24 protein-coding genes are annotated in these 20,406 nt (G+C 52.7%); 11 read left to right on the forward strand and 13 right to left on the reverse strand.

Going from position 1 to position 20,406, the window contains the following annotated elements:
- Positions 1-66 precede the first annotated feature (66 nt).
- A complete protein-coding gene (locus FHG12_RS07885) occupies positions 67-1,209 on the reverse strand; it encodes a J domain-containing protein (RefSeq protein WP_230471323.1) in 1,143 nt (380 codons plus the stop codon).
- A gap of 152 nt (positions 1,210-1,361) precedes the next feature.
- On the opposite strand from FHG12_RS07885, the gene FHG12_RS07890 reads away from it, so the two are divergent.
- From FHG12_RS07890 to FHG12_RS07900, 3 genes are read left to right on the forward strand one after another with little or no spacing between them, the layout of a single operon-like run.
- The gene (locus FHG12_RS07890; protein ID WP_139515211.1) at positions 1,362-1,739 is read left to right on the forward strand and encodes a phage holin family protein; all 378 of its coding nucleotides are present in this window, start codon (positions 1,362-1,364) and stop codon (positions 1,737-1,739) included.
- A gap of 8 nt (positions 1,740-1,747) precedes the next feature.
- Complete coding sequence (locus FHG12_RS07895) at positions 1,748-2,491, forward strand: hypothetical protein (protein ID WP_139515212.1); 744 nt, start codon at positions 1,748-1,750, stop codon at positions 2,489-2,491.
- Positions 2,469-3,239 carry a geranylgeranylglyceryl/heptaprenylglyceryl phosphate synthase gene (locus FHG12_RS07900; RefSeq protein WP_139515213.1) on the forward strand — a complete coding sequence of 257 codons (771 nt, stop codon included), beginning with the start codon at positions 2,469-2,471 and terminating at the stop codon, positions 3,237-3,239. The genes FHG12_RS07895 and FHG12_RS07900 overlap by 23 nt, the downstream gene beginning before the upstream one ends.
- Before the next feature lie 113 nt (positions 3,240-3,352).
- Here FHG12_RS07900 and FHG12_RS07905 read toward each other — a convergent pair whose 3' ends face one another.
- The 10 genes from FHG12_RS07905 to panC all read right to left on the reverse strand — a co-directional run bounded on the left by FHG12_RS07905 (position 3,353) and on the right by panC (position 10,493).
- Positions 3,353-4,276, reverse strand: a complete 924-nt coding sequence (locus FHG12_RS07905; protein ID WP_139515214.1) for a helix-turn-helix domain-containing protein — start codon at positions 4,274-4,276, stop codon at positions 3,353-3,355.
- Positions 4,277-4,433: 157 nt separating this feature from the next.
- Entirely contained in the window at positions 4,434-5,573 is a 1,140-nt protein-coding gene (locus FHG12_RS07910; RefSeq protein WP_139515215.1) for an acyl-CoA dehydrogenase, read from the reverse strand.
- A 208-nt stretch (positions 5,574-5,781) separates the two neighbouring features.
- Entirely contained in the window at positions 5,782-6,480 is a 699-nt protein-coding gene (locus FHG12_RS07915) for a zinc metallopeptidase (protein WP_139515216.1), read from the reverse strand.
- A 15-nt stretch (positions 6,481-6,495) separates the two neighbouring features.
- On the reverse strand, positions 6,496-6,981 hold the full coding sequence (rfaE2, locus tag FHG12_RS07920) for a D-glycero-beta-D-manno-heptose 1-phosphate adenylyltransferase (protein WP_139515217.1): 486 nt from the start codon (positions 6,979-6,981) through the stop codon (positions 6,496-6,498).
- The gene (locus tag FHG12_RS07925; RefSeq protein WP_139515218.1) at positions 6,971-8,020 is read right to left on the reverse strand and encodes a lysylphosphatidylglycerol synthase transmembrane domain-containing protein; all 1,050 of its coding nucleotides are present in this window, start codon (positions 8,018-8,020) and stop codon (positions 6,971-6,973) included. The genes rfaE2 and FHG12_RS07925 overlap by 11 nt, the downstream gene beginning before the upstream one ends.
- A gap of 60 nt (positions 8,021-8,080) precedes the next feature.
- Positions 8,081-8,428, reverse strand: coding sequence for an aspartate 1-decarboxylase (gene panD / locus FHG12_RS07930; protein WP_139515219.1), 348 nt, complete (start codon positions 8,426-8,428; stop codon positions 8,081-8,083).
- Positions 8,429-8,621: 193 nt separating this feature from the next.
- Entirely contained in the window at positions 8,622-8,936 is a 315-nt protein-coding gene (locus FHG12_RS07935) for a S8 family serine peptidase (RefSeq protein ID WP_165699337.1), read from the reverse strand.
- 43 nt (positions 8,937-8,979) lie between these two features.
- Positions 8,980-9,195 carry a S8 family serine peptidase gene (locus tag FHG12_RS07940; protein ID WP_165699338.1) on the reverse strand — a complete coding sequence of 72 codons (216 nt, stop codon included), beginning with the start codon at positions 9,193-9,195 and terminating at the stop codon, positions 8,980-8,982.
- Positions 9,140-9,526 (reverse strand): S8 family serine peptidase, encoded by a 387-nt coding sequence (locus FHG12_RS21335; protein ID WP_139515222.1) that lies wholly within the window; start codon positions 9,524-9,526, stop codon positions 9,140-9,142. The genes FHG12_RS07940 and FHG12_RS21335 overlap by 56 nt, the downstream gene beginning before the upstream one ends.
- Before the next feature lie 112 nt (positions 9,527-9,638).
- On the reverse strand, positions 9,639-10,493 hold the full coding sequence (gene panC / locus FHG12_RS07950; RefSeq protein ID WP_139515223.1) for a pantoate--beta-alanine ligase: 855 nt from the start codon (positions 10,491-10,493) through the stop codon (positions 9,639-9,641).
- Between the two features lie 119 nt (positions 10,494-10,612).
- On the opposite strand from panC, the gene FHG12_RS07955 reads away from it, so the two are divergent.
- The 3 genes from FHG12_RS07955 (at position 10,613) to glmS (ending at position 14,896) form a co-directional block, all read left to right on the forward strand.
- Positions 10,613-11,425 (forward strand): glycogen/starch synthase, encoded by an 813-nt coding sequence (locus FHG12_RS07955; RefSeq protein WP_139515224.1) that lies wholly within the window; start codon positions 10,613-10,615, stop codon positions 11,423-11,425.
- Positions 11,426-11,552: 127 nt separating this feature from the next.
- Positions 11,553-12,953 carry a DUF4270 family protein gene (locus FHG12_RS07960; RefSeq protein WP_165699339.1) on the forward strand — a complete coding sequence of 467 codons (1,401 nt, stop codon included), beginning with the start codon at positions 11,553-11,555 and terminating at the stop codon, positions 12,951-12,953.
- Between the two features lie 107 nt (positions 12,954-13,060).
- Complete coding sequence (gene glmS, locus FHG12_RS07965; protein ID WP_139515226.1) at positions 13,061-14,896, forward strand: glutamine--fructose-6-phosphate transaminase (isomerizing); 1,836 nt, start codon at positions 13,061-13,063, stop codon at positions 14,894-14,896.
- A gap of 85 nt (positions 14,897-14,981) precedes the next feature.
- Here the strand turns inward: glmS and FHG12_RS07970 are convergent, their stop codons facing one another.
- Entirely contained in the window at positions 14,982-15,647 is a 666-nt protein-coding gene (locus FHG12_RS07970) for a 3-hydroxyacyl-CoA dehydrogenase family protein (protein ID WP_139515227.1), read from the reverse strand.
- A 60-nt stretch (positions 15,648-15,707) separates the two neighbouring features.
- On the opposite strand from FHG12_RS07970, the gene FHG12_RS07975 reads away from it, so the two are divergent.
- The 5 genes from FHG12_RS07975 (at position 15,708) to FHG12_RS07995 (ending at position 19,554) form a co-directional block, all read left to right on the forward strand.
- Entirely contained in the window at positions 15,708-16,100 is a 393-nt protein-coding gene (locus FHG12_RS07975) for a RidA family protein (RefSeq protein ID WP_139515228.1), read from the forward strand.
- Positions 16,101-16,193: 93 nt separating this feature from the next.
- Entirely contained in the window at positions 16,194-16,379 is a 186-nt protein-coding gene (locus FHG12_RS07980) for a hypothetical protein (RefSeq protein ID WP_139515229.1), read from the forward strand.
- A gap of 124 nt (positions 16,380-16,503) precedes the next feature.
- Complete coding sequence (gene gltX, locus FHG12_RS07985) at positions 16,504-18,054, forward strand: glutamate--tRNA ligase (RefSeq protein WP_139515230.1); 1,551 nt, start codon at positions 16,504-16,506, stop codon at positions 18,052-18,054.
- Positions 18,055-18,176: 122 nt separating this feature from the next.
- On the forward strand, positions 18,177-18,557 hold the full coding sequence (locus FHG12_RS21055; RefSeq protein ID WP_174805792.1) for a hypothetical protein: 381 nt from the start codon (positions 18,177-18,179) through the stop codon (positions 18,555-18,557).
- Positions 18,558-18,771: 214 nt separating this feature from the next.
- A complete protein-coding gene (locus FHG12_RS07995; RefSeq protein ID WP_139515231.1) occupies positions 18,772-19,554 on the forward strand; it encodes a TIGR00266 family protein in 783 nt (260 codons plus the stop codon).
- A 361-nt stretch (positions 19,555-19,915) separates the two neighbouring features.
- Here the strand turns inward: FHG12_RS07995 and FHG12_RS08000 are convergent, their stop codons facing one another.
- Entirely contained in the window at positions 19,916-20,395 is a 480-nt protein-coding gene (locus tag FHG12_RS08000; RefSeq protein ID WP_230471324.1) for a toxin-antitoxin system YwqK family antitoxin, read from the reverse strand.
- Positions 20,396-20,406: the final 11 nt, after the last annotated feature.

Raw genomic sequence — 20,406 nt, forward strand, 5'->3', positions numbered from 1 at the left:
TACTAATCAAGTATTTATATTTTCCATGATTTCATAAATCCGGAGCATGGGTGCACCTCGCCCGGGTCAGGGGCAGTTTTGTCGGCGGGCTTCGTCGGCGTAAGCGTAGCCCAACGCGACGGCACGCCTGAAAAATTCGCAGGCGGCTTCTTCGTTTCCTTCCTGTTGTGCCAAGCGCCCAAGCAGAAAATGAACCTGCCCATTGCCCGGATTAGCGATCAAAACCTGCCGATAATCTTCGCGCGCCGCCCCAAAATTCTGAATCTTGAAGCTGGCTAACCCACGATAGGTCAAATATTTATAATCTATAGGCCGTCCTAGTTCGGCGCGCTGGCGCAAGCCGGTGCTGAAGTCCTGGACGGCGGCCTCAAACCGCCGTTTGTCGAAGAGCCGAACTTCGCCGCGCGTGAGCCAAGCGCCACTCATCGTCGAATCGAGGGCCAACGCGCGGGTAAGGTTGAGCTCCGCCGAATCGGGCCGATTTAAGCTGGCTTCACATTGGCCCATCCGAAAGAGCAGCGGCGCCACTTCCCCAGCCGAATGGGCCTCGCGCAAAGCAGCATAATAGTCGGAGTGGGCCCCTTTGTAGTCGCGGTATACCAGTTGCCTGATTTCGGCCCGCCGTTGAAGAGCCGCCGCATAATCGGGCTTAAAGCGCAGTGCTTCTGACAGATAGCTGTCCGCCGTACTCCACCTGCGCTCGGTGTAGGCACGCAGGCCGTCGTTGTAGTTGCTAACGGCCGCAAAATGGTCCATGGTTACCTTAACCGAAACCAAAAACAGAATCAGCATTCCGACAACTGCCGCTGTCAATTGGTAATCGCGACGCGTAAACTTGGCCTGTCGCTTAGGGATGGGCCGGTAATGACGCTCCGATGAAGTTGATGGCCGGCGGGTGCGCAGCGGCGCAGGCGGCGGCATCGGCACTCCGTACACACGCTGCGACTGCGACCGAAACTGTTGCTGCCGGAGTATGGCCTCGGCGCGCAGCACTTCCTGGCGCAGCTGATGGTCGTAAGCAGCACGACGGGCGGGGTCCGACAGCACCCGATAAGCCGCGTTCACCGCCTTAAATTGCTCCTCGAATTTCGTGCTACCGCCGTGCTTATCGGGGTGGTACTGGATAGCCAACTGCTTGTATGCAGCCTTAATTTCTCGGTCTGTGGCCAAGGCCGAAACGCCCAGCACATGATAATAATTCTGACTCAAAGCACGGCAGTATAAGGTAAAAGTAACGCAATTTTCAGACAAAAAGCTCCATTTGCCGTATGGAAGGGGCAGCCAGAAATTGCAGCTTGGGAGCTGTTTTTCTGCGCTTTGCTTTCTATACATCGTTTTTCGCACCTCTATTCTTTCGCCGTATGGCTACCGACGACGACGCTACCAAAACGCCCCGCAATGACAGCCTCATCGGGAATCTGATGGGCTACCTCGATACCCGCATCGACTTGGTGCGCCTCGAAGTACAACAGAAGGTCAAGAATGCTTTTATCGGCACGGCACACGGCGTTACGATGGGCCTGATCGGGCTCATGTTTCTAATTTTTCTGAGCATATTCGCCGGCTTGGCGCTCAACGACGCGCTCGACAGCACCTTTTGGGGCTTTGGCATTGTGGCCGGCTTTTACCTGCTGTTGCTCATCATCTTTGTGGTGGGCGTCGACAAAAAACTCTTCCAGGGTTTGGCCGACAAACTGCTGGACAATACGATTTATAAATCTGACAAACGTCAAGAATAACTACACGCATGGCAGAGCTGAACAATCCGCTGTTCGAAGACGAGAAAGAGTTTTTGGAGCGTCAGAAGCTTGAGTACGAACGCGCTCTTCTGGGCGATGTTGATAACATAAAAGAGAAGACCCAGCAGGTCGGCAAAATAGCGCTGATTGGCGCTGGCTTGGTCGGCAGCATCTGGCTCATATCCAAAGCTTTCCGCAGCAAAAAATCATCGCACGACGAGCCAGACGGCCTTGACGCACCGCGCTCGAAGCGCCAACTCAAGCAAGCCAAAAAAGCGCGTGTGAAAGCACCTGCGCCAGTAGCTAACGCTTATGGGGCTACTTCCGATGATTTAGGCTTTGGTGCCGGTAGCCACAGCTTCGACCGGGGCAATGTAGCACACAACCGGGCACACATTGCGCCCGACGTGTATCACACCGATGCCGATCCGTTTCCGCCGTTGGCTTCCGATGATGCTCGTCGTTTCCCGCAGAAATCATCCGCTTCTTCTGCTTACTCGCAGCCTGAAGCCTCTTCCATTGTAGCCTCGGCTTTTCAGTCGTTTATGGCGTCCGATACGGGCAAAATGCTGATTGCCCAAGTCACTGCGGTGCTCATGGCTTACGTGGCTAAAAAGGTAGGCGAGTATTTGCCTCTGGACAAAAATCCCGACCTTGCAGGCACAACGACGGCTTCGGCACAAGAACCCGAAACGCACGACATCAATTTTACTTACCATACCGACGCGGATGCGCCTCAGCAGCCTCTATGAAGCTCTTTGTAAACGCCGGGCGCGCGGCCAGAAGTCTCTGGCCGTGTTGCTTGATCCCGACCACCTGAACGAGGCGGGTTGCCGGCATTTACTGGAACTGAGCGAGTCTCATCCGATTGATTACTTCTTTGTGGGCGGCAGCTTGGTGATGAATTCTCACCAAGCGTCGCTCATTCGGCTTATAAAAAGTCGCAGTGCAGTGCCTGTGTTACTATTTCCAAGCCACAGCCTACACCTCGACTCGCAGGCCGATGGGATTTTGCTTTTGTCTCTGATTTCGGGTCGAAATCCAGAATTCCTTATTGGTCAGCACGTTATCGCGGCTCCTCTGCTGCGAGCCAGTGAGTTGCAGATTCTTCCCACCGGCTACATGCTCGTGGATACTGGCCGCCAGACGACAGCGAGCTACATCAGTGGTACTACTCCCCTGCCCTACGACAAGCCCAATATCGCCGCCTGCACCGCCATGGCTGGCGAACAGCTTGGCTTGCGCCTCATGTACCTCGACGGCGGCAGTGGTGCTATGTATCCTGTAGCACCTGCCATGATCCGCGCAGTTCGGCACGCCGTAGACGTGCCGTTGATCGTTGGCGGCGGCATCAATACCGCTGAGAAAGCCCAAACGGCCCTCGCTGCGGGTGCTGATGTACTCGTAGTAGGTAACCACATTGAGAAAAATCCCGATTTTCTCCCGGAAGTTTCCAGAATTGTTCGTACGTTCAACTCGGTGCTCGACCTGAGTATGTAATGTATCAGAGTCTGCGTAAGATTTACTCTACATAGACTACATAGATATAAGCAAGAAGGCCCGGACTGTAAAGTCCGGGCCTTCTTGCTTGCAACCAGCTAATAAGTAGGTTATTAGATATTCATTGCGGATTCCCGACGGCGCATTTTGCCGGCTGGAATGCCAAACATCATCTTGAAACGACGGCAGAAGTAAGCCGTGTCTTTGTACCCAACTTCTTTGCCGATGTCGCGGATGCTTTTCTTGGTCGTACGAAGCAGGAATACAGCACGTTCCATGCGCTGGTATTCGATGTAGTCCTGCGGGTTGATGCCCGTCAGCATCTTAAAGTACTGACCTACATAGTCCTCCGAAACGTTGGCGACGCTCGACAGCACTTTGTTGGACAAATCGCCGCCGATGTTCTCCTTGATGTAGTTGAACAGATCGATCAGACGCGGATCCTTGAAGTAGGTGCTGTTGGTGGCCAGTTGCTCCACAAACATCTTATTGCGCAGAATGTAGCGCACAATCTCTACAACGAGGTTCTCGGTATAAATCGTGATCAGACGTTCCCGACCAGGCAAATCCTGCAAGCTTTCCTCAACAATCTTAATGACGAGGTTTGCTAGCTTCGAATTACCTGTGATCAGGAAAGCTGGCACGTCCAGCGAAGCAAAGAAGTTGACGGAGTCAAATACTTTCGCTTCGAAGCTTACGTGACTGTGGCTTTCTTCCGCGTCGCCGATCAGATCCAGATCGGTGTTGGAATGAAAGAACTTATCTTTATTACTAATCAGATCGTCGTTGGTAATTACTTTACCGCCGCCTTCGCCGTAGCTTACTTTCGTAGCACGGCCCCCTGGGATGAACAACATTTCACCCTCCTCTACCACTTGTTCCTCATCACCGAAGGCAATACGGCCTTTGTGCAACAGTATGAGATTGTTGCCAACATCATAATAATTGCGCACGGTGAAAGGCTGCTGGAGCACCAAGTTTTTCGCTTTAATGTAGCGGACTCCAAGCGACTCAATCACTTTATTGTAATCTTCCATCTTTCAGGGCTGGTTGGATTGCCGGGAAAATCCAGCCGATAGGTCGTCTGGATTTAGACAATGCAAAATAACATATAAAAATTCACAAAAACGAAAAACCCAGCCAAATTTTAGCTGGGTTTTGTGCAACGTTTCTGCTTTTCAGGCAATTCTTCAATTATTTCAGAATTTCCCGTGAGATTACAATTTTCTGGATCTCAGAGGTGCCTTCGTAAATCTGAGTGATTTTGGCATCGCGCATGAAGCGTTCTACATGGAATTCTTTCACAAAACCGTAACCACCATGTATTTGCACGGCTTCTACGGCGCTATCCATAGCAACTTTTGAAGCAAACAGCTTCGCCATCGCGCCCGACTTGGCATAGTCGAGGTGTTGGTCCTTGTCGTGGGCAGCTTGTAAACACAATAAGCGAGCAGCGTCGATGTTGGTGGCCATGTCCGCCAGCTTGAACTGAATTGCCTGATGCTTAGCGATTTCTACACCAAATGCTTTCCGTTCTTTGGCGTATTTCAACGATAGCTCCAAGGAACCCGAGGCAATGCCAAGCGCCTGCGCGGCAATACCGATGCGCCCACCGGCCAAGACCGACATGGCGAACTTAAAGCCGAAGCCGTCTTCGCCGATGCGGTTCTCCTTGGGCACCTTCACGTCTGTGAACATCAACGAGTGCGTATCCGACCCCCTGATGCCCAGCTTGTTTTCTTTCGGCCCAATCACAAAGCCCGGTGCGCCTTTCTCCACGATGAAGGCGTTGATGCCCCGGTGCTTAAGCTCGGGGTTGGTTTGCGCAATAACCAGATAGACAGAGGCCGAGCTACCGTTGGTGATCCAGTTTTTGGTGCCGTTGAGCAAGTAGTAGTCGCCTTTGTCTTCGGCAGTGGTGCGTTGCATGGTTGCATCCGAGCCGGCTTCAGGCTCGGAAAGGCAGAAAGCGCCAATTTGCTCGCCGGTGGTCAGCTTAGTCAAGTACTTCTGTTTTTGCTCTTCGGTGCCGTATTTCTCTAACCCCCAGCAAACTAAGGAGTTATTAACCGACATAATTACCGAGCAAGAGGCGTCTACTTTGGATATTTCCTCCATAGCCAGCACGTACGATACCGTATCCATGCCGCCGCCGCCGTACTCGGGGCTCACCATCATGCCCAAAAAGCCGAGCTCGCCCATCTTCTTGACCTGCTCGGCAGGAAACTTCTGATGCTCGTCGCGTTCGATGACGCCGGCCCAGAGTTCGCTTTGGGCAAAATCGCGGGCAGCCGCTTGCACGGCAAGTTGTTCTTCGGTGAACTGAAAATCCATTGTAAAAACCTTGGGTGGAAAATTGTACCGCTTATGCGGTTGGGTGGGGAAATGAATTCAAAATTAGCCATATCCTGTACAGCTTTGCAACAATCCCGTCAGGACATAAGTTGGCCCTCTGAATTATTTAGTTCTGGGGGCAATTGCATAAAAAAACACCTCGCTGAAAAACCAGCGAGGTGTTCCTAATAATCTAGAGAGCGCCGGCTTAGCGACGACCGCGGCTACCCATAAAAATACTCACGTAATAAAGTAACGTAGCCAGTGAGGCCAGTGCCGCCACTACATACGTCATGGCTGCCCACCACAGCGCATCTTTGGCCATGGCATGTTCTTGCGGAGTTACGATGCCGCGCTTATCAATCCAAGCCAGTGCCCGGCGGCTGGCGTCGAACTCGACGGGCAGCGTGACGAACGAGAACAGCGTCGTGAGTGAGAACAAAGCAATACCTAACCCTAAGGGAATGAGCGTGGTACGAATCATGAAGATACCGGCCAGCAGAATAAAGGGCATAAACTTGGAAACCGCGCTCAGTGCGGGCACCATGGCCGAGCGGAACTGCAACATGCTATAAGCCGTGGCATGCTGTACGGCGTGGCCGCATTCGTGAGCCGCGACGGCGGCCGCTGCGGCGCTCCGTTCTTCGTATACGGCTTCGCTGAGATTAACCGTCTTGTCGGCTGGGTTGTAGTGGTCGGTAAGCTTGCCCTCGGACGAGATCACGCGAACGTCGGTAATGCCGTGGTCGGCCAGCATCAGCTCCGCAATTTGGCGGCCCGACAGGCCCGAATGCAAGCCGACTTTGGCATATTGGGAAAACTTGCTGCGCAGTCGCCACTGAATCAGCCAGCTCACAATCATCGCCAGAATGACGAGGAAGTAAATGGGACTTGCGTTGTAGTACATGGGTGGTGTGTCTTTTTAAGAGTGAAGTTGCGTGCGGATGCGTTCGACGATGCGCGTCGTGCTGTAGCCAGCGACGAGTGGTACGGTAAGCACCTGCCCACCGCTATTCAACACCAACTCGTGCCCGACAATTCCACTGATATCGTAGTCGTCGCCCTTCACCAGAATGTCAGGTCGAACTACTTCAATCAGCTGCAACGGCGTCGGTTCGTCGAACAGAACCACGGCATCTACAAACAAAAGGGACGCCAGAATCCGAGCACGTGACACTTCGTCTTGCAGCGGCCGGCCGGGCTTCAGACGGCTCACCGAACTATCTGTGTTTAAGCCAATTATCAAAGCCCCGCCCAGATGGCGCGCTTTCTCTAGATAGTCAACGTGGCCGAGATGGAGCAGATCGAAGCAGCCGTTGGTAAAGACGATCTTTCGTCCTTGCGCACGCCACTCTTCCAAGACTGGCCCAACGGCCTCACGGCTGAATATCTTGTCTTTACTCCACATCGAGCGCTACCGTTGCGGGTATGGGCTCGACGGCTAATTGCCGGGCTGCCCGTCCCGATTTTATCATGCTCATGACAAAGCTGATACCGCCCATGAGCACCACCAGCAGCGTTTGGGTTCCGTGCACTACCAACGCGTATGCAATGCCGGCTTCTTTAGACACACCATACACCAGCAACGTGCTCTGTACCAGCAAGTGATACACGCCGATGCCGCCTTGCACAGGAGCCGCCATACCAAACGTACCGAACGTAAGCACGGCGAGAGCCGCCATCGCGCCCAGGTTATGCGTAGCGGGGAAAGCAAAAAAGGCCAAGTAGCCCATGAAATAATACACCGACCACGTAAAGACGGTGTGCAGCAGGAACAATCCTTTGTGCTCTAGCTTGCGAATGCTGAATATGCCCGCCAACAGACCGCGTACAAAGCTTATCAGACGGTTGAACAGCGCATGTTGCCGAAGCCGCTCCAAGTTGCGAAACAGCAGATAGCCCGTCAGGACAAGTAGCACTACGATGATTAGAGCAGCGATGAGCAGCGTGGTTTGGTTCTGCGCGATGGACTGGTATTTATCTGAAAATAAGCTTGTTACAAAACTCCAGAATTTGTCAAATTGCAGCAGTAAGGTGGCGCTCAACACCAGCAGCAACACAAGCACATCAATGATGCGCTCAGTAATCATGGTTCCGACTCCTACTTGCACCGGCACGCCGCTGGTGCGGCGGAGTACAGAGCACCGGAGTACTTCGCCCAGGCGCGGCAGCACGAGGTTGGCCAAGTAGCCAACCATCATGGCGTGGTACACGTCCCAGTAGGAGGGCTTGTTGCCAGTAGCATCAATTTGCATTTTCCAGCGGTAGGCCCGGCTGAAGTAGCCCATCGCCGAAATAATAACGGTGAGGCCCATCCAGAAGTAATTGGCCTCCAGCATATGTTGCCCGATTCGACTAAGGTCTTGGCCACGAACAGCGTATACCATGAGGGCCCCGGAGAAGGCAAGCAGCAAGGCATACTTCAGAATATTAAGCAGCTTCTTCACGCGTATAACGTTGGTTTATAGACACTTATCGGGCAATACCAAAGCCTTACTGTGCGCAAATTACACCAACCGATTGTGCTGGTCGGGGAATACTAAGGTCGGCTTGTGTGTGCGCGCTTCCGCAAAATCGATAAGAGCGTAGGAAAAAACAATAATAATATCGCCGACTGCTACTTTACGCGCCGCCGGCCCGTTGAGGCATACCATACCCGAACCGCGTTCGCCCCGAATGGTATAGGTCTCGAACCGCTCGCCGTTGTTGACGTTTACGACCGTCACTTTCTCGTTCTCCACCATGTTGGCCGCATCGAGCAAATCTTCGTCGATGGTGATGCTGCCGACGTAATGCAGTTCGGCTTGGGTAACCTTGGCGCGGTGAATTTTGGACTTGAGTACCTCGATATGCATGGGGCAAAAACCAGTTGAATAAGACTGGCAAAGTTATGCTTTTCACCCCGAACGCTGGCAGGGCGTTCAGGTAGCTGCCCTGACCGGAGTTGCAGCGCCAAAACATTACGCTCCGACTCGAATTCGAGACTAACCTGCACGCAAAACGTCCCAACAAAGCAGGCACATTTTCCTGCCTCGTTAGGACGTTCTTTTAGTTAGCCTCAGTTACTGCGCGATACGCATTTATACGTCCGTAGCCGTTGTACGGATCGCGACCGGGCTTGCCGAGGTCATCGGCTGAAGCACGCAGAACGGCCTCTACGCGGGCGGGGGCCATATCGCCGCCATTTTTACCGATGACAAGCGCCGCTACCCCTGCTGCGTGCGGGGCGGCCATGCTCGTACCGGCAGAGAAGGAATTCCCGCCAGGCACCGTGCTTAGCACCATGTCGTAGGCGTAAGCCCGGATTCGGATACAGCGTGAAGTCGCCACCAGGGGCCGCGAAAGAGATGTCGGGCGTGCCATAGTTGGAATAGGAAGCAAACGCATCCAGATTTGTAGCCGGATTCTAGAGCCACCCACGAGGACCGGTAGCCGAAATGGAAATCACGCTTGGTGCGCCAGCTGGCAAGTTGATCAACGACTGATCTTTGTTGCCGTCGTTGGAATCGTTGCCTGCCGAGGCAATTACCGTTACGCCGTGCTGCTTGGCATGAGCCGTTACTTTATCAATGGCCACAATCAGCTCCTGTGTGCCTTTGGCATCCGTGACCAACGAAATCATCGGCGGGGTTGTCAGGAGTGCCGTTGTCATCTAAATATTTGCCGTTGCGCAAGAACGTTCCACCCAAACTCATATTGATAACGTCGGCTTGCTGCGTTACGGCGTAGTAAATGCCGTTGATCATCCACGAAAAGCTACCCGAACCACCATCGGCGAGCACTTTCACCAAGATCAACGTTGCTTCCGGTGCTACCCCTACTACGCCAATCTTGTTGTCGACGGCGGCAATGGTGCCGGCCGTGTGCGTACCGTGGCTAAAACCCGTCCCAACAAATTGCACCCCTTCTTTGGGCACGAAGGACTTGCTGGCGGCCACATCGATGTTTTGCATATCTTATCATATCTTATATTTATGATACCATATTCTATTCGACGCTTGTAATCCATACTATTATATACATGAGGCATTGATTATAAACGTATTATGCATATAATAGAATGGATTAAGCAACGTCAACAATGACGTTATCAATAAGCCTGACATCCCCCAAATGCGCTGCTAGACAAAGCGCTATTGCCCGGCCAGGAGTCCACGCCTTTTCTACCGACTGTAGGGTTTGGGCATCGGCAACTTCAAAATACTCGAGCTTAATTGCTTCTGCACTAGCCAACTGTGCTTGCACTGCCTGTCGGATGGATGATGGAGATTGTCCTTGCTTCACCATTTCTGCGCCCAGTTGCAAAGCTTCGTACAACCGCGGGGCCACGGCCCGATCTGCGGTCGACAAGCGCCGATTGCGCGACGACATAGCCAAGCCATCGGATTCACGAATAGTGGAATACGCAACTAGCTCTAAGTCAAAGGATAAGTCCGCAACGAGCTGCCGAATAATGGTAACCTGCTGCAAGTCTTTCTGCCCAAAATAAGCCCGGTGCGGACGTGCGAGGTGAAAAAGCTTGCTCACGACCGTGGCCACTCCGTTGAAGTGCCCCGGGCGGTGGGCACCTTCCATTACCCGCTCCAAAGGACCGAAGTCGAAACGGAGCACCGTAGGCTGCGGATACATCTGCTCAACAGAAGGCAGGAATAGCGCCGTGCAACCAGCCGGTGCTAGCAGTGCCGCATCCGCTTCGGGCAGGCGCGGATAGAGCCGGAAGTCTTCAGGATTATTAAACTGAGTAGGGTTGACAAAAACGCTGGTTATCACCACGTCGTTTTGCGCGGCGGCAGCGCGTACCAGTTGCAGGTGTCCTTCGTGCAAAGCCCCCATTGTGGGAACTAGCCCAATACGTTGTCCGTTCCGGCGCCAAGTTTCAGTTAGTGCTTGCAACTCGGCGGCCGTTTGCAGTATCTCCATGTGTGTAGCAGCCTTACGAACAGGGTCGCAGGCAGGTTTTGTTGAAATTTCGCTCAAAATTGTTTAATTTTGTGCATCCCAAAGTGTTGCCTTACCCCAATCACCCCAACTGAGCCGATATGTCCAAGTTGAGAATACTCTACGCTGCCACGGAGATCAACCCGTTTTTACAAACAACCAAGGTAGCCGAGTTTCTGCGGATGTTGCCGCAGGGGATGCAGGAAATGGGGATGGAAATCCGCATTTTCGTACCTCGTTTTGGCATTATCAACGAGCGTAAAAACCGCCTGCACGAGGTGGTGCGCCTGTCGGGCATCAACATTGCGGTAGGGGAAGACGAAAAGCCTCTGATCATTAAGGTGGCTTCTATTCCGAATGCCAAATTGCAGGTGTACTTCATTGACAATGAGGATTATTTCCACCGCAAATCGGTATTGGTTGACAAAAACGACAAGTTTCACTCCGACAACGACGAGCGGGCCATCTTTTTCTGCAAAGGTGTACTGGAAACTGTTAAGAAGCTTGGCTGGGCGCCTGATATCGTGCACTGCAACGACTGGATGACTGGCCTGATCCCGATGTACCTGAAAACGACCTACAAAAAGGATCCGATTTTCAAGGATGCCAAGTCGGTGTTCACGATTTACAACAACGAGTTTGATTACAAATTCGAAGGCGACATCATCGAAAAGGCTAAAATGCTGGACATTGATGATGAAATGCTGGCGGCCTTAAAGTCGGCGGACTTCGGCGGCTTTATCAAAGTTGGGATGGAGTATGCCGATTCGGTAGTGAAGTCGGACGAAGACTTCAGCGACAACCTCAATGCCTTGTTCACCGAGTACTCGCAGAAAAAACAAATCGGCCAAGTAGGCGCCGACGAAAACCTGCTTACTTCATACTACGCGCTCTATAATGAATTGGCTAGTTAAGGCCTACCGCCTCACGACGGTTTCTCTTTTTTCTGCGGGTCTGCTGCTCACGTCAGGGTGCGAAGATCCAAATGCCATTGGTGTAGAACTTCCGGGAACGGCACCAGCAAACACACAATACCGCGATTTGCCCGTTACTGCCTCCACGCTGCTGCAAGACTCTTTGCAGACGCTAAAGGCCAATAGCATACTCGTAGGCAACATTCGCGATAACAACCTAGGTATCAATACTATAGCAAGAGGCTACTTTAATCTTGCTATAACGTTGCCCAATTTACCTTTTGCACTTAGTGATTCTTTGCCCGCCAAGTTCACTAATCCGCAGCTTGACTCGGTAGTGACTTACCTGAGTTACAACCAGCTTTATGGCAACACAACCCAGTTGGCCCACTTTGATCTGTATAACCTGCAGCAGCGAATTGGCGATCGGGAGGTTTATACGTCCAGCACTACGTTGCCTTTAGGCGAGGCGATAGGCACTAATTTAGTTTCGTCGCTTACCCGTACTCGAAAAACACGGGTCAAAGTAGCCAGTGGCGGAGCAACTGATACCAGTACGGTGGTGACCCAAGTTGCTGATCCAAGTCTGCGGCTAGTCTTACACAAGCCGGCACAATCCTCCAGCTTTGCTACTGCTTTGTTTGAGCAGTTGAAAAACAGCAATTTCAACCAAGCTGCATTGGATGCTTTTTGGAAAGGTTTGGCAGTGGTGCCTTCCGCTGGCTTTACCGGTACGATGGTGGGGCTGGGCTACAATCCATCAGCAGTTACCAGCCAAGTTTTGGTTTACTATCGGGTGCCAAGCGATCCGGAGACGCCAACCAAGAAGAAATGGCGCAGCTATTCCATCTTTCTGGGTACTTCTCTTTCTGCTGGCAATGCAGGAGCCGCCCGTTATTTCACGCAGATAACGCCTGACCTGTCGGGTGCCGGTGCCTTTGCCCGCCTGACCGACGATAGCAAAGAAGTAACCGCTGCTGAGGCTAACGGAGTTACGTATATGCAGAATGGTGTGGGCTTGGGCACCAAGCTCGTAATTCCGGGTCTCGAAGATTTGCGCAAAGAATCAGGGTTGGCCATTAACCGGGCCGAATTGATCATTCCGGTAAAAGGCTATAGCAACTTACTCTTTACCAGCCCTTTACAGGCCTATCTGTACGAAATCAATAGTCATAACCGAGTGTTGCAACGCACGGTTGGTATTACGCCCATCAAACGCCTTGTGCAGGCCGATGGCGAGAACCAACAGAGCCAGCGGGCGCACAGTTCAAATGCGCCAAATTCGGAGGCTACAGTTACTTACTACGACCTTGGCGCTAACAACAAGTACTACAGCGTAGTAATAACAAGCTACATCCAAGCCTACTTATATAATCAATTGGGGGGTGAGCTTCCGGCTGGGTTACTGCTATCTCCAAGCCTGGATTTGCCTACCTCAATTGAGGCTTCCTTACCCTTGAACCTAAACCGGGCGGTACTGGATGGCAATAATATTAAATTGCGCATCTATTATTCCAATTTACGCTAGAGCATAGTCTGGCTGTTTTCCCCCATGGCTTTACGGCACGGCCTTTGTAAAAAGGCCGTTTTCGTTCATTTACTGCTTTTACCACCCCACTCTGACACACGAAGATTATGTGCGGAATTGTCGCTTACATTGGGCACCGTGAGGCCTGTCCTATCATCCTAAAAGGTCTGCGCCGCCTCGAGTATCGTGGCTACGACTCAGCGGGCATTGCTTTGCTAAACGGCGAATTAAACGTCTATAAGAAAAAAGGCAAAGTAAATGATCTTGAGGCATTTATCGCCGACAAGAACATCCACGCCCAAATAGGTATGGGGCATACGCGGTGGGCTACCCACGGCGAACCAAATGACGTAAATGCACACCCGCACTACTCTACATCGGAGCGGATTGCTATTATTCATAACGGTATTATCGAGAACTATGCCGCGCTGAAAACTCACTTACAGCAGCAAGGGCACGAATTTCACTCTGATACTGATACGGAAGTCTTCGTTAATCTGATTGAAGAGATTCAGCAAAAGAATCACTGCACGCTGGAAGAAGCAGTGCGGTTGGCTTTGCACGAAGTAGTGGGTGCCTACGCCATCGTAGTATTGAGCAAGGATGAGCCAAATCAGTTGATTGCGGCTCGTAAAGGCTCGCCGCTGGTAATTGGCATTGGAAAAGATGAGTTTTTTCTGGCTTCTGATGCCACCCCAATCATTGAATATACCAACGAAGTTGTTTATGTAAACGACTACGAGATTGCGGTTATTCGGAATGGAAAGTTGGATATTCGCAGCCGTGAGGACGTACAACAGACTCCTTATATTCAGAAGCTGGAGCTTGAACTTGACAGCATCGAAAAAGGTGGCTATGAGCACTTTATGCTGAAGGAAATCTTCGAACAGCCCCGATCCATTTTGGATTCAATGCGTGGCCGTTTGGAATTAGAGGCCGGCCATTTGAATATGGGTGGCGTGCGTGCTTACGAGCGGAAATTTGTCAATGCCGACCGCATCATCATTGTAGCATGTGGCACCTCGTGGCATGCCGGTCTCGTGGCAGAATATCTGATCGAAGACTTGGCACGTATTCCGGTCGAAGTTGAATACGCGTCGGAATTTCGGTACCGCAACCCTGTTCTGACCGAGCGCGATATTGTCATTGCGATCTCTCAATCGGGCGAAACTGCCGATACCTTGGCTGCCCTAGAGCTAGCCAAGAGCAAAGGCGCTACCATCTTTGGTATTTGCAACGTAGTAGGTAGCAGCATTGCCCGCGCTACCGATGCGGGTGCATACACCCACGCGGGCCCCGAGATTGGGGTAGCCTCTACGAAAGCATTCACGGCTCAAGTCACAGTCCTCACCATCTTGGCGATGGTAGTAGGCCATAAGCGCGGTACCCTTTCGGATACCAAATTGCGCGAGCTGATGGTGGAGCTAGAAAACATTCCTTCCAAAGTTGAAAAGGCGCTGCTACTCAACACGGAGATCCTCCAGATTTCGGAAATCTTCAAAGACGCTACCAATTTCCTCTATCTAGGCCGTGGGTACAACTTCCCGGTTGCGTTGGAAGGTGCGCTTAAGCTCAAGGAAATCAGCTACATCCACGCCGAGGGTTATCCGGCTGCGGAGATGAAGCACGGTCCGATTGCGCTCATCGACGAGAATATGCCAGTGGTCGTTATTGCGACCAAGGACAGCTCCTACGAGAAAGTGGTATCGAACATTCAGGAAGTGAAAGCCCGTAAAGGACGCATTATCGCAGTCGTAACAGAAGGCGACACTGTCATTCCGCCGATGGCCGAATTTGTGATTGAAGTGCCTGCAACCAGCGAAGTACTGATGCCGCTGGTGTCAGTGGTGCCGTTGCAGTTGCTTTCCTACCACATCGCCGTATTGCGGGGTTGCAACGTCGATCAGCCGCGCAACTTGGCTAAATCCGTAACAGTAGAGTAAGCCTCTGATTGTCAATTAGTTAAAAGGGACACTTCGGTTACGAAGTGTCCCTTTTATTTATCTGGTATTGAAGCTTTGCGTAGAGCTACAGGGCGAAAGATTCGCCTTTTAAGTGCATCGACTTCAACAGAGGGCAAGCTTTGTAGCGCTCTTCGTGCGTGTCATGGTACAGGGCCTCCAACGTTTCGTATACCCGACTAACTCCGATGGCATTCGCCCACTCGAAAGGACCACGCGGGTAATTAGTGCCCAGTTTCATGCCCAAATCGATGTCGCGGACGCTGGCGGTGCCTTCCTGCAGCGTATAACACGCTTCGTTGATGATCATGCACACGACGCGCGGCGTTACTAGGCCAACTCGATCAGTTACAAGCCGATATTCTGTATTCAGCTTCTGGCATGTGTCGGTTAGATCCGCAACATGCTCTTCACGCAAAACACTTACTTCCAGATACTTGCGATCAAGCAGTGTAGGCAGTAGGCACAACCCAAACACCGGCCCGAACGGCGGCTTTTCGTTGTGAAAGATCTGCGCCAACGACTGGCAGGTAGTGTCATAGAATAGCGGCTGGCGTGGCTGCTCATAGTGCAACTCCGGCCACGGACGCAGATCGAAGGCAACATCGGCAGCGGCAAGACGCCCGGTAAGATCGGCAGCGGCAGCCGGACAAAAATCGTAGGTGTGCTGGGGCCCGAATTTGTGACGGAACTCGGTTTCGAGGTGTTGGCCTTCGACAATGAACAGGTGCATGCTTTTCCGCTTACTTTTGGCTCAAAGATAGGTTTCTCATTTGCATTCCATTCGTCCATTATGCCCCACACAATCGTTTACTCCGCCGACGCGCCCGCGCCCATTGGGCCTTATAGCCAAGCTATTCAGGCTGGCGACACCGTTTACGTATCGGGCCAGATTGCCCTGGATGCCACAAGCGGGCAGCTTGTAGGCGATGGCGACGTAACGGCCGAAACCCACCAAGTGATGCGCAATCTGCAAGCGGTGCTGCAAGCGGCCAGCCTCACGCTGCGTGAGGTTGTCAAGTGCAGCATCTTCGTGAAAGACTTGGGTAACTTTGGAATTATCAACGAGATCTACGGCAGCTACTTCGATGCCGATTATGCGCCAGCCCGCGAAACCGTGGAAGTGAGTCGTTTGCCAAAGGATGTGCAGGTCGAGATATCGTGCATAGCCGTAAAACCTGCTTAAACCAGCCCATCGAGAAAGACAAACCTGTATAACTTATTATTAAACAGGTTTTTACGCTGCAAATTAATTCTATCAAACTATATCACCTTCCACATGAAAGAGTTAGGCCTCGGATTATTTCTGGTTGGATTAGTGTCGTTGGCATTGCCTTTTCTAGGCATGAAGTTTATGTTCCTGACTTGGATTGAGCAATGGGGAGTGGCCGTTTCGTGGGTCATCCGCGGAGGCATCACCTTGCTGGGGCTGATCCTGTATTTGGCCTATCGCAACCGCGATTAGCGCCGTATTGAGTTCGGCTGGTCAAAGCCTGTGGGGAAAACCACCGGGGCAGCCGCAGGCCGGGCGGTTTTGTCGTACCTTCGCGCCGCGTTTTTTTAGATAACGCCGCGAATTTTTTGATTGTATGGAGAGAGAAGTACGGGTGCGTTTTGCCCCCAGCCCTACCGGTCCGCTGCACATCGGCGGCGTGCGTACTGCGCTGTATAACTACCTGCTGGCCCGCAAGCTGGGCGGCAAAATGCTGTTGCGCATTGAAGATACCGACCAGAACCGCTTTGTGCCCGGCGCCGAAGACTACATTCGGGAGTCGTTGGCGTGGTGCGGCATCGAACTCGACGAAAGCCCTTGGCATGGCGGCCCGCACGCTCCCTATCGCCAGAGCGAGCGCAAGCCCATGTACATGCAGTACGCGATGCAGCTCATCGAGAGCGGCCACGCCTATTATGCCTTCGACACACCCGAGGAACTCGACGCGATGCGCGCGCGCCTTACGGCGGCCAAAGTGCCTAATCCGCAGTACAACTCCATCACGCGCAGCCAGATGCGCAACTCCATCACGCTGCCCGAAGACGAGGTAAAGCAGATGCTCGACAGCGGCGCACCTTACGTGATCCGCCTGAAAGTACCTCGCAAAGAGGAAGTTAGGTTCAACGACCTGATTCGTGGCTGGGTGGTGGTGCATTCCTCGTCTATCGACGACAAGGTGCTGATGAAGTCCGATGGCATGCCGACCTACCATTTGGCCAACATCGTAGACGACCATCTGATGGAGATCACGCACGTCATTCGGGGCGAAGAGTGGTTGCCTTCGGCGCCGCTGCACGTGTTGCTGTACCGCTATTTTGGCTGGGAAAGCACCATGCCGCAGTTTGCGCATTTGCCCCTGCTGCTCAAGCCCGACGGCACTGGCAAGCTCTCGAAGCGCGACGGCGACCGCCTTGGCTTCCCGGTGTTTCCACTCGAATGGCACGGCACCGACGCTGAAACCGGCCAACCAACCGTCAGCAGCGGCTACCGCGAAAGTGGCTATTTGCCCGAGGCGTTCATCAACTTCTTGGCCTTTTTGGGCTGGAACCCCGGCACGCAGCAAGAGATTTTCTCCATGGATGAGCTGATCGAAGCCTTTAGCATCGATCGCGTAAGCAAGTCGCCGGCCCGCTTCGACCAGAACAAGGTTCGGTGGTACAACGAGCAATACCTGCGGGCCAAACCCGATTCGGAACTGGCTCAGTATCTGTTAGATGCCTTGAAAGAGCACAACATCGAATGCTCCGAGGAAAAAGCCGTGCAGATTGCCAGCGTGATGAAAGAGCGCGTAACGTTCCCGAACGATTTCTGGCGTGAGGCACAGTATTTCTTCCAGGCCCCTGAATCGTACGATGAGCAGGTAGCGACGAAAAAGTGGAATGCGAGCACTGCTGCCGCGCTCGCCGCGTTTGCGCAGGAATTGCCAGCCCACCCCGACTCGTCGCCGGACGGCATCCGGGCCTTGCTTACCGCCGTGCTGGAGCGCCAGGGAATCAAGATCGGTCAGGTTTTGCAAGCCTTGCGCATGGTGGTGACGGGTGTCGCGGCCGGCCCTGACTTAATGGCGATTATGAGCATTATTGGCACGCAAGAAACCGCTCAGCGGATTCAAGTAGCCGTTGAGCGCTTGGCACAGTACGCTCAATAAGCCCTTCGGCTTTCGTTATTTTAGGCATCCATCGCCGGGGCCGCTCCGTACTGCTAGGCACGGAGCGGCCTTTGCGTTTGGGGCGGGTCGCGGCCGGCCCTAACCGCAAAACGGACGACGTCATGGCCAAGAAACCTGTTAATAAGAAGAAAAAGAACGATCCAGAGAAGAAAGCCCGCGTGCACAAGGAGCTGGAAGGCTTCGAGATAAAAGTGAATCCGCTGGGTGAAATCACTTCCAATTATTCCATCGAAGAGATTAATAAGTTTTTGGGCCGCCACGTGCGCGACAAGAAACTGGTGAACCGCGATGGGCAGTTCGGCGAGAAACTCGAGGACGACGAGGATTTCCCGATTGAAGAAGGGGCGCAGGAACCAGAAGAGTCGGATGAGGAATTTATGCGCCGTACCAGCAAGGAAGCTAAAAAAACCGGCCGCAAAGGCGAACCCAACGCGGCTTCCGAAGCCGATGAAACACGCGCTGAATTACCCGCCGACGAGTAGCGAACGCTTTTGATCGATTGTGCGGATGAGCACCCCAGCCGCGGTCATGTATTTGGCTTGTGCCATAACAGCTGTGTTAGCAGCGTAGAAAAATTGTTGAATTAGAGACTTTAACGCTGCCACTAGGGCACCGGTGAGGCAAGTACATGCGGGTGATAGCAGGCGTTTTGCTATACTTGAATATCGTTTTTCTCTAATTCTATTTTTCTTTGCTATGAACTCGCACGACGTCGATTACCGCATTTTAGGCAATGATATCCAAGTGCTGGAAGTGGAGCTTGACCCCAACGAAACCGTCATTGCCGAGGCCGGGGCGATGGTGTACATGGAGGAAAGCATCGCCTTCGAAACCAAAATGGGCGATGGTTCGGAGCCCGATCAGGGCCTGATGGGCAAGTTGTTTTCCGCCGGTACGCGGCTGATAACGGGTGAGTCGTTGTTCATGACGCATTTCACGCACCGAGGCGGCTATGGCAAAAGCCGAGTAGCCTTTTCAGCGCCGTATCCGGGCACGATTATCCCCGTCAACCTAGGGGATATGCCTAATGGATTGATTGTGCAAAAAGACGGCTTCTTGGCGGCGGCACGCGGCACTAAGATCAGCATCCACTTCAACCAGCGCCTAGGCGCAGGCTTTTTCGCCGGCGAAGGTTTCATTCTGCAAAAGCTAACCGGCGATGGCAAAGCATTCATCCACGCGGGCGGCACCATCATCGAGAAACGGCTCAACAACGAACTGCTGCGCGTCGATACGGGCTGCGTTGTAGCCTTCGAGCCGGGCATCGACTTCAGCATAGCCCGTGCCGGTGGCCTCAAATCCATGATTTTCGGAGGCGAAGGCTTGCTGCTGGCAACGCTACGGGGAACCGGACGTGTATGGTTGCAATCAATGCCGGTCAAGAAGCTGATACAGGCGCTGGCCCCTTCAGGCGGCAATGCGAGCAAAGAAAGCGGCAGCGTTTTGGGCAAACTAGTCGGCGGGATACTGGACGAATAGCCAGTTTCTATAAACCGCTCACCGTCAGCTAGTTAGCACATGCACTAACTAGCTGGCGGTGAGGCCAAAAGCGATAACTCCCAAACTAATTATTAGTGCCATCACCAAAAGGCCCAAAAGGCCTAGTATAGATCTTTTGCCGAGCAATGGGGTGGGCTCAGACAGGCGGCGACGTTTGCGGCGCGAAACATACGGCCGTTGAGAGGAAACAGTAGCAGTAGGCACAGGCGGGAGAGAAAATGCAGGCACCAATTTATATATTTTTTTATATAAACTAAAAATTTTTACAAGCTTATGGTGAGCCGTGCATTTTCCATTAAATTGTTTCTATAAGTACTTGTTTAGTAACTATTTCTGCCGATTATTCAAACAGCAGGTTGAGTTGCAGAGGCCGCGAATATAGCAAACGCCCTACTTCGTAAGTTTCTACTTTCGCAGCCTTACCGTCGGCGGCATATACCATCCAGTTGCCAAACCAGTAGAAACGCAGACCATCAGACTCGTTGACGTAACGCGCCCGCCCACGACGCGCAATTTGTCCATTGGGATGGTAGTAGGTGATCGTGACAAAGCCAGGCCTTAGTTTGTGGAAACGCTCCACTTGCTCCAGCCCCGCGCCGGGTGTGAAGTAGCGCCAGCGGCCTACCATGCGGCCGTGCTTAAAGCGCCCTTTCGAGGTTAATAGCTGGTTGTTAGTATCGTAATAGCTGTACCACGGCCCATGGCGCTCGCCTGCTCGGTCGTGCCGGTTGCGCGACCAGGAACCGATTTTGCCATGCGTCGCGGAACAGGCTGTAAGCATCCCTAGCATCACGGTCAACAAGATTGTTTTTGGACCCATTATCACTCTTA

This window comes from Hymenobacter jejuensis (assembly GCF_006337165.1).
Lineage (GTDB): Bacteria > Bacteroidota > Bacteroidia > Cytophagales > Hymenobacteraceae > Hymenobacter > Hymenobacter jejuensis.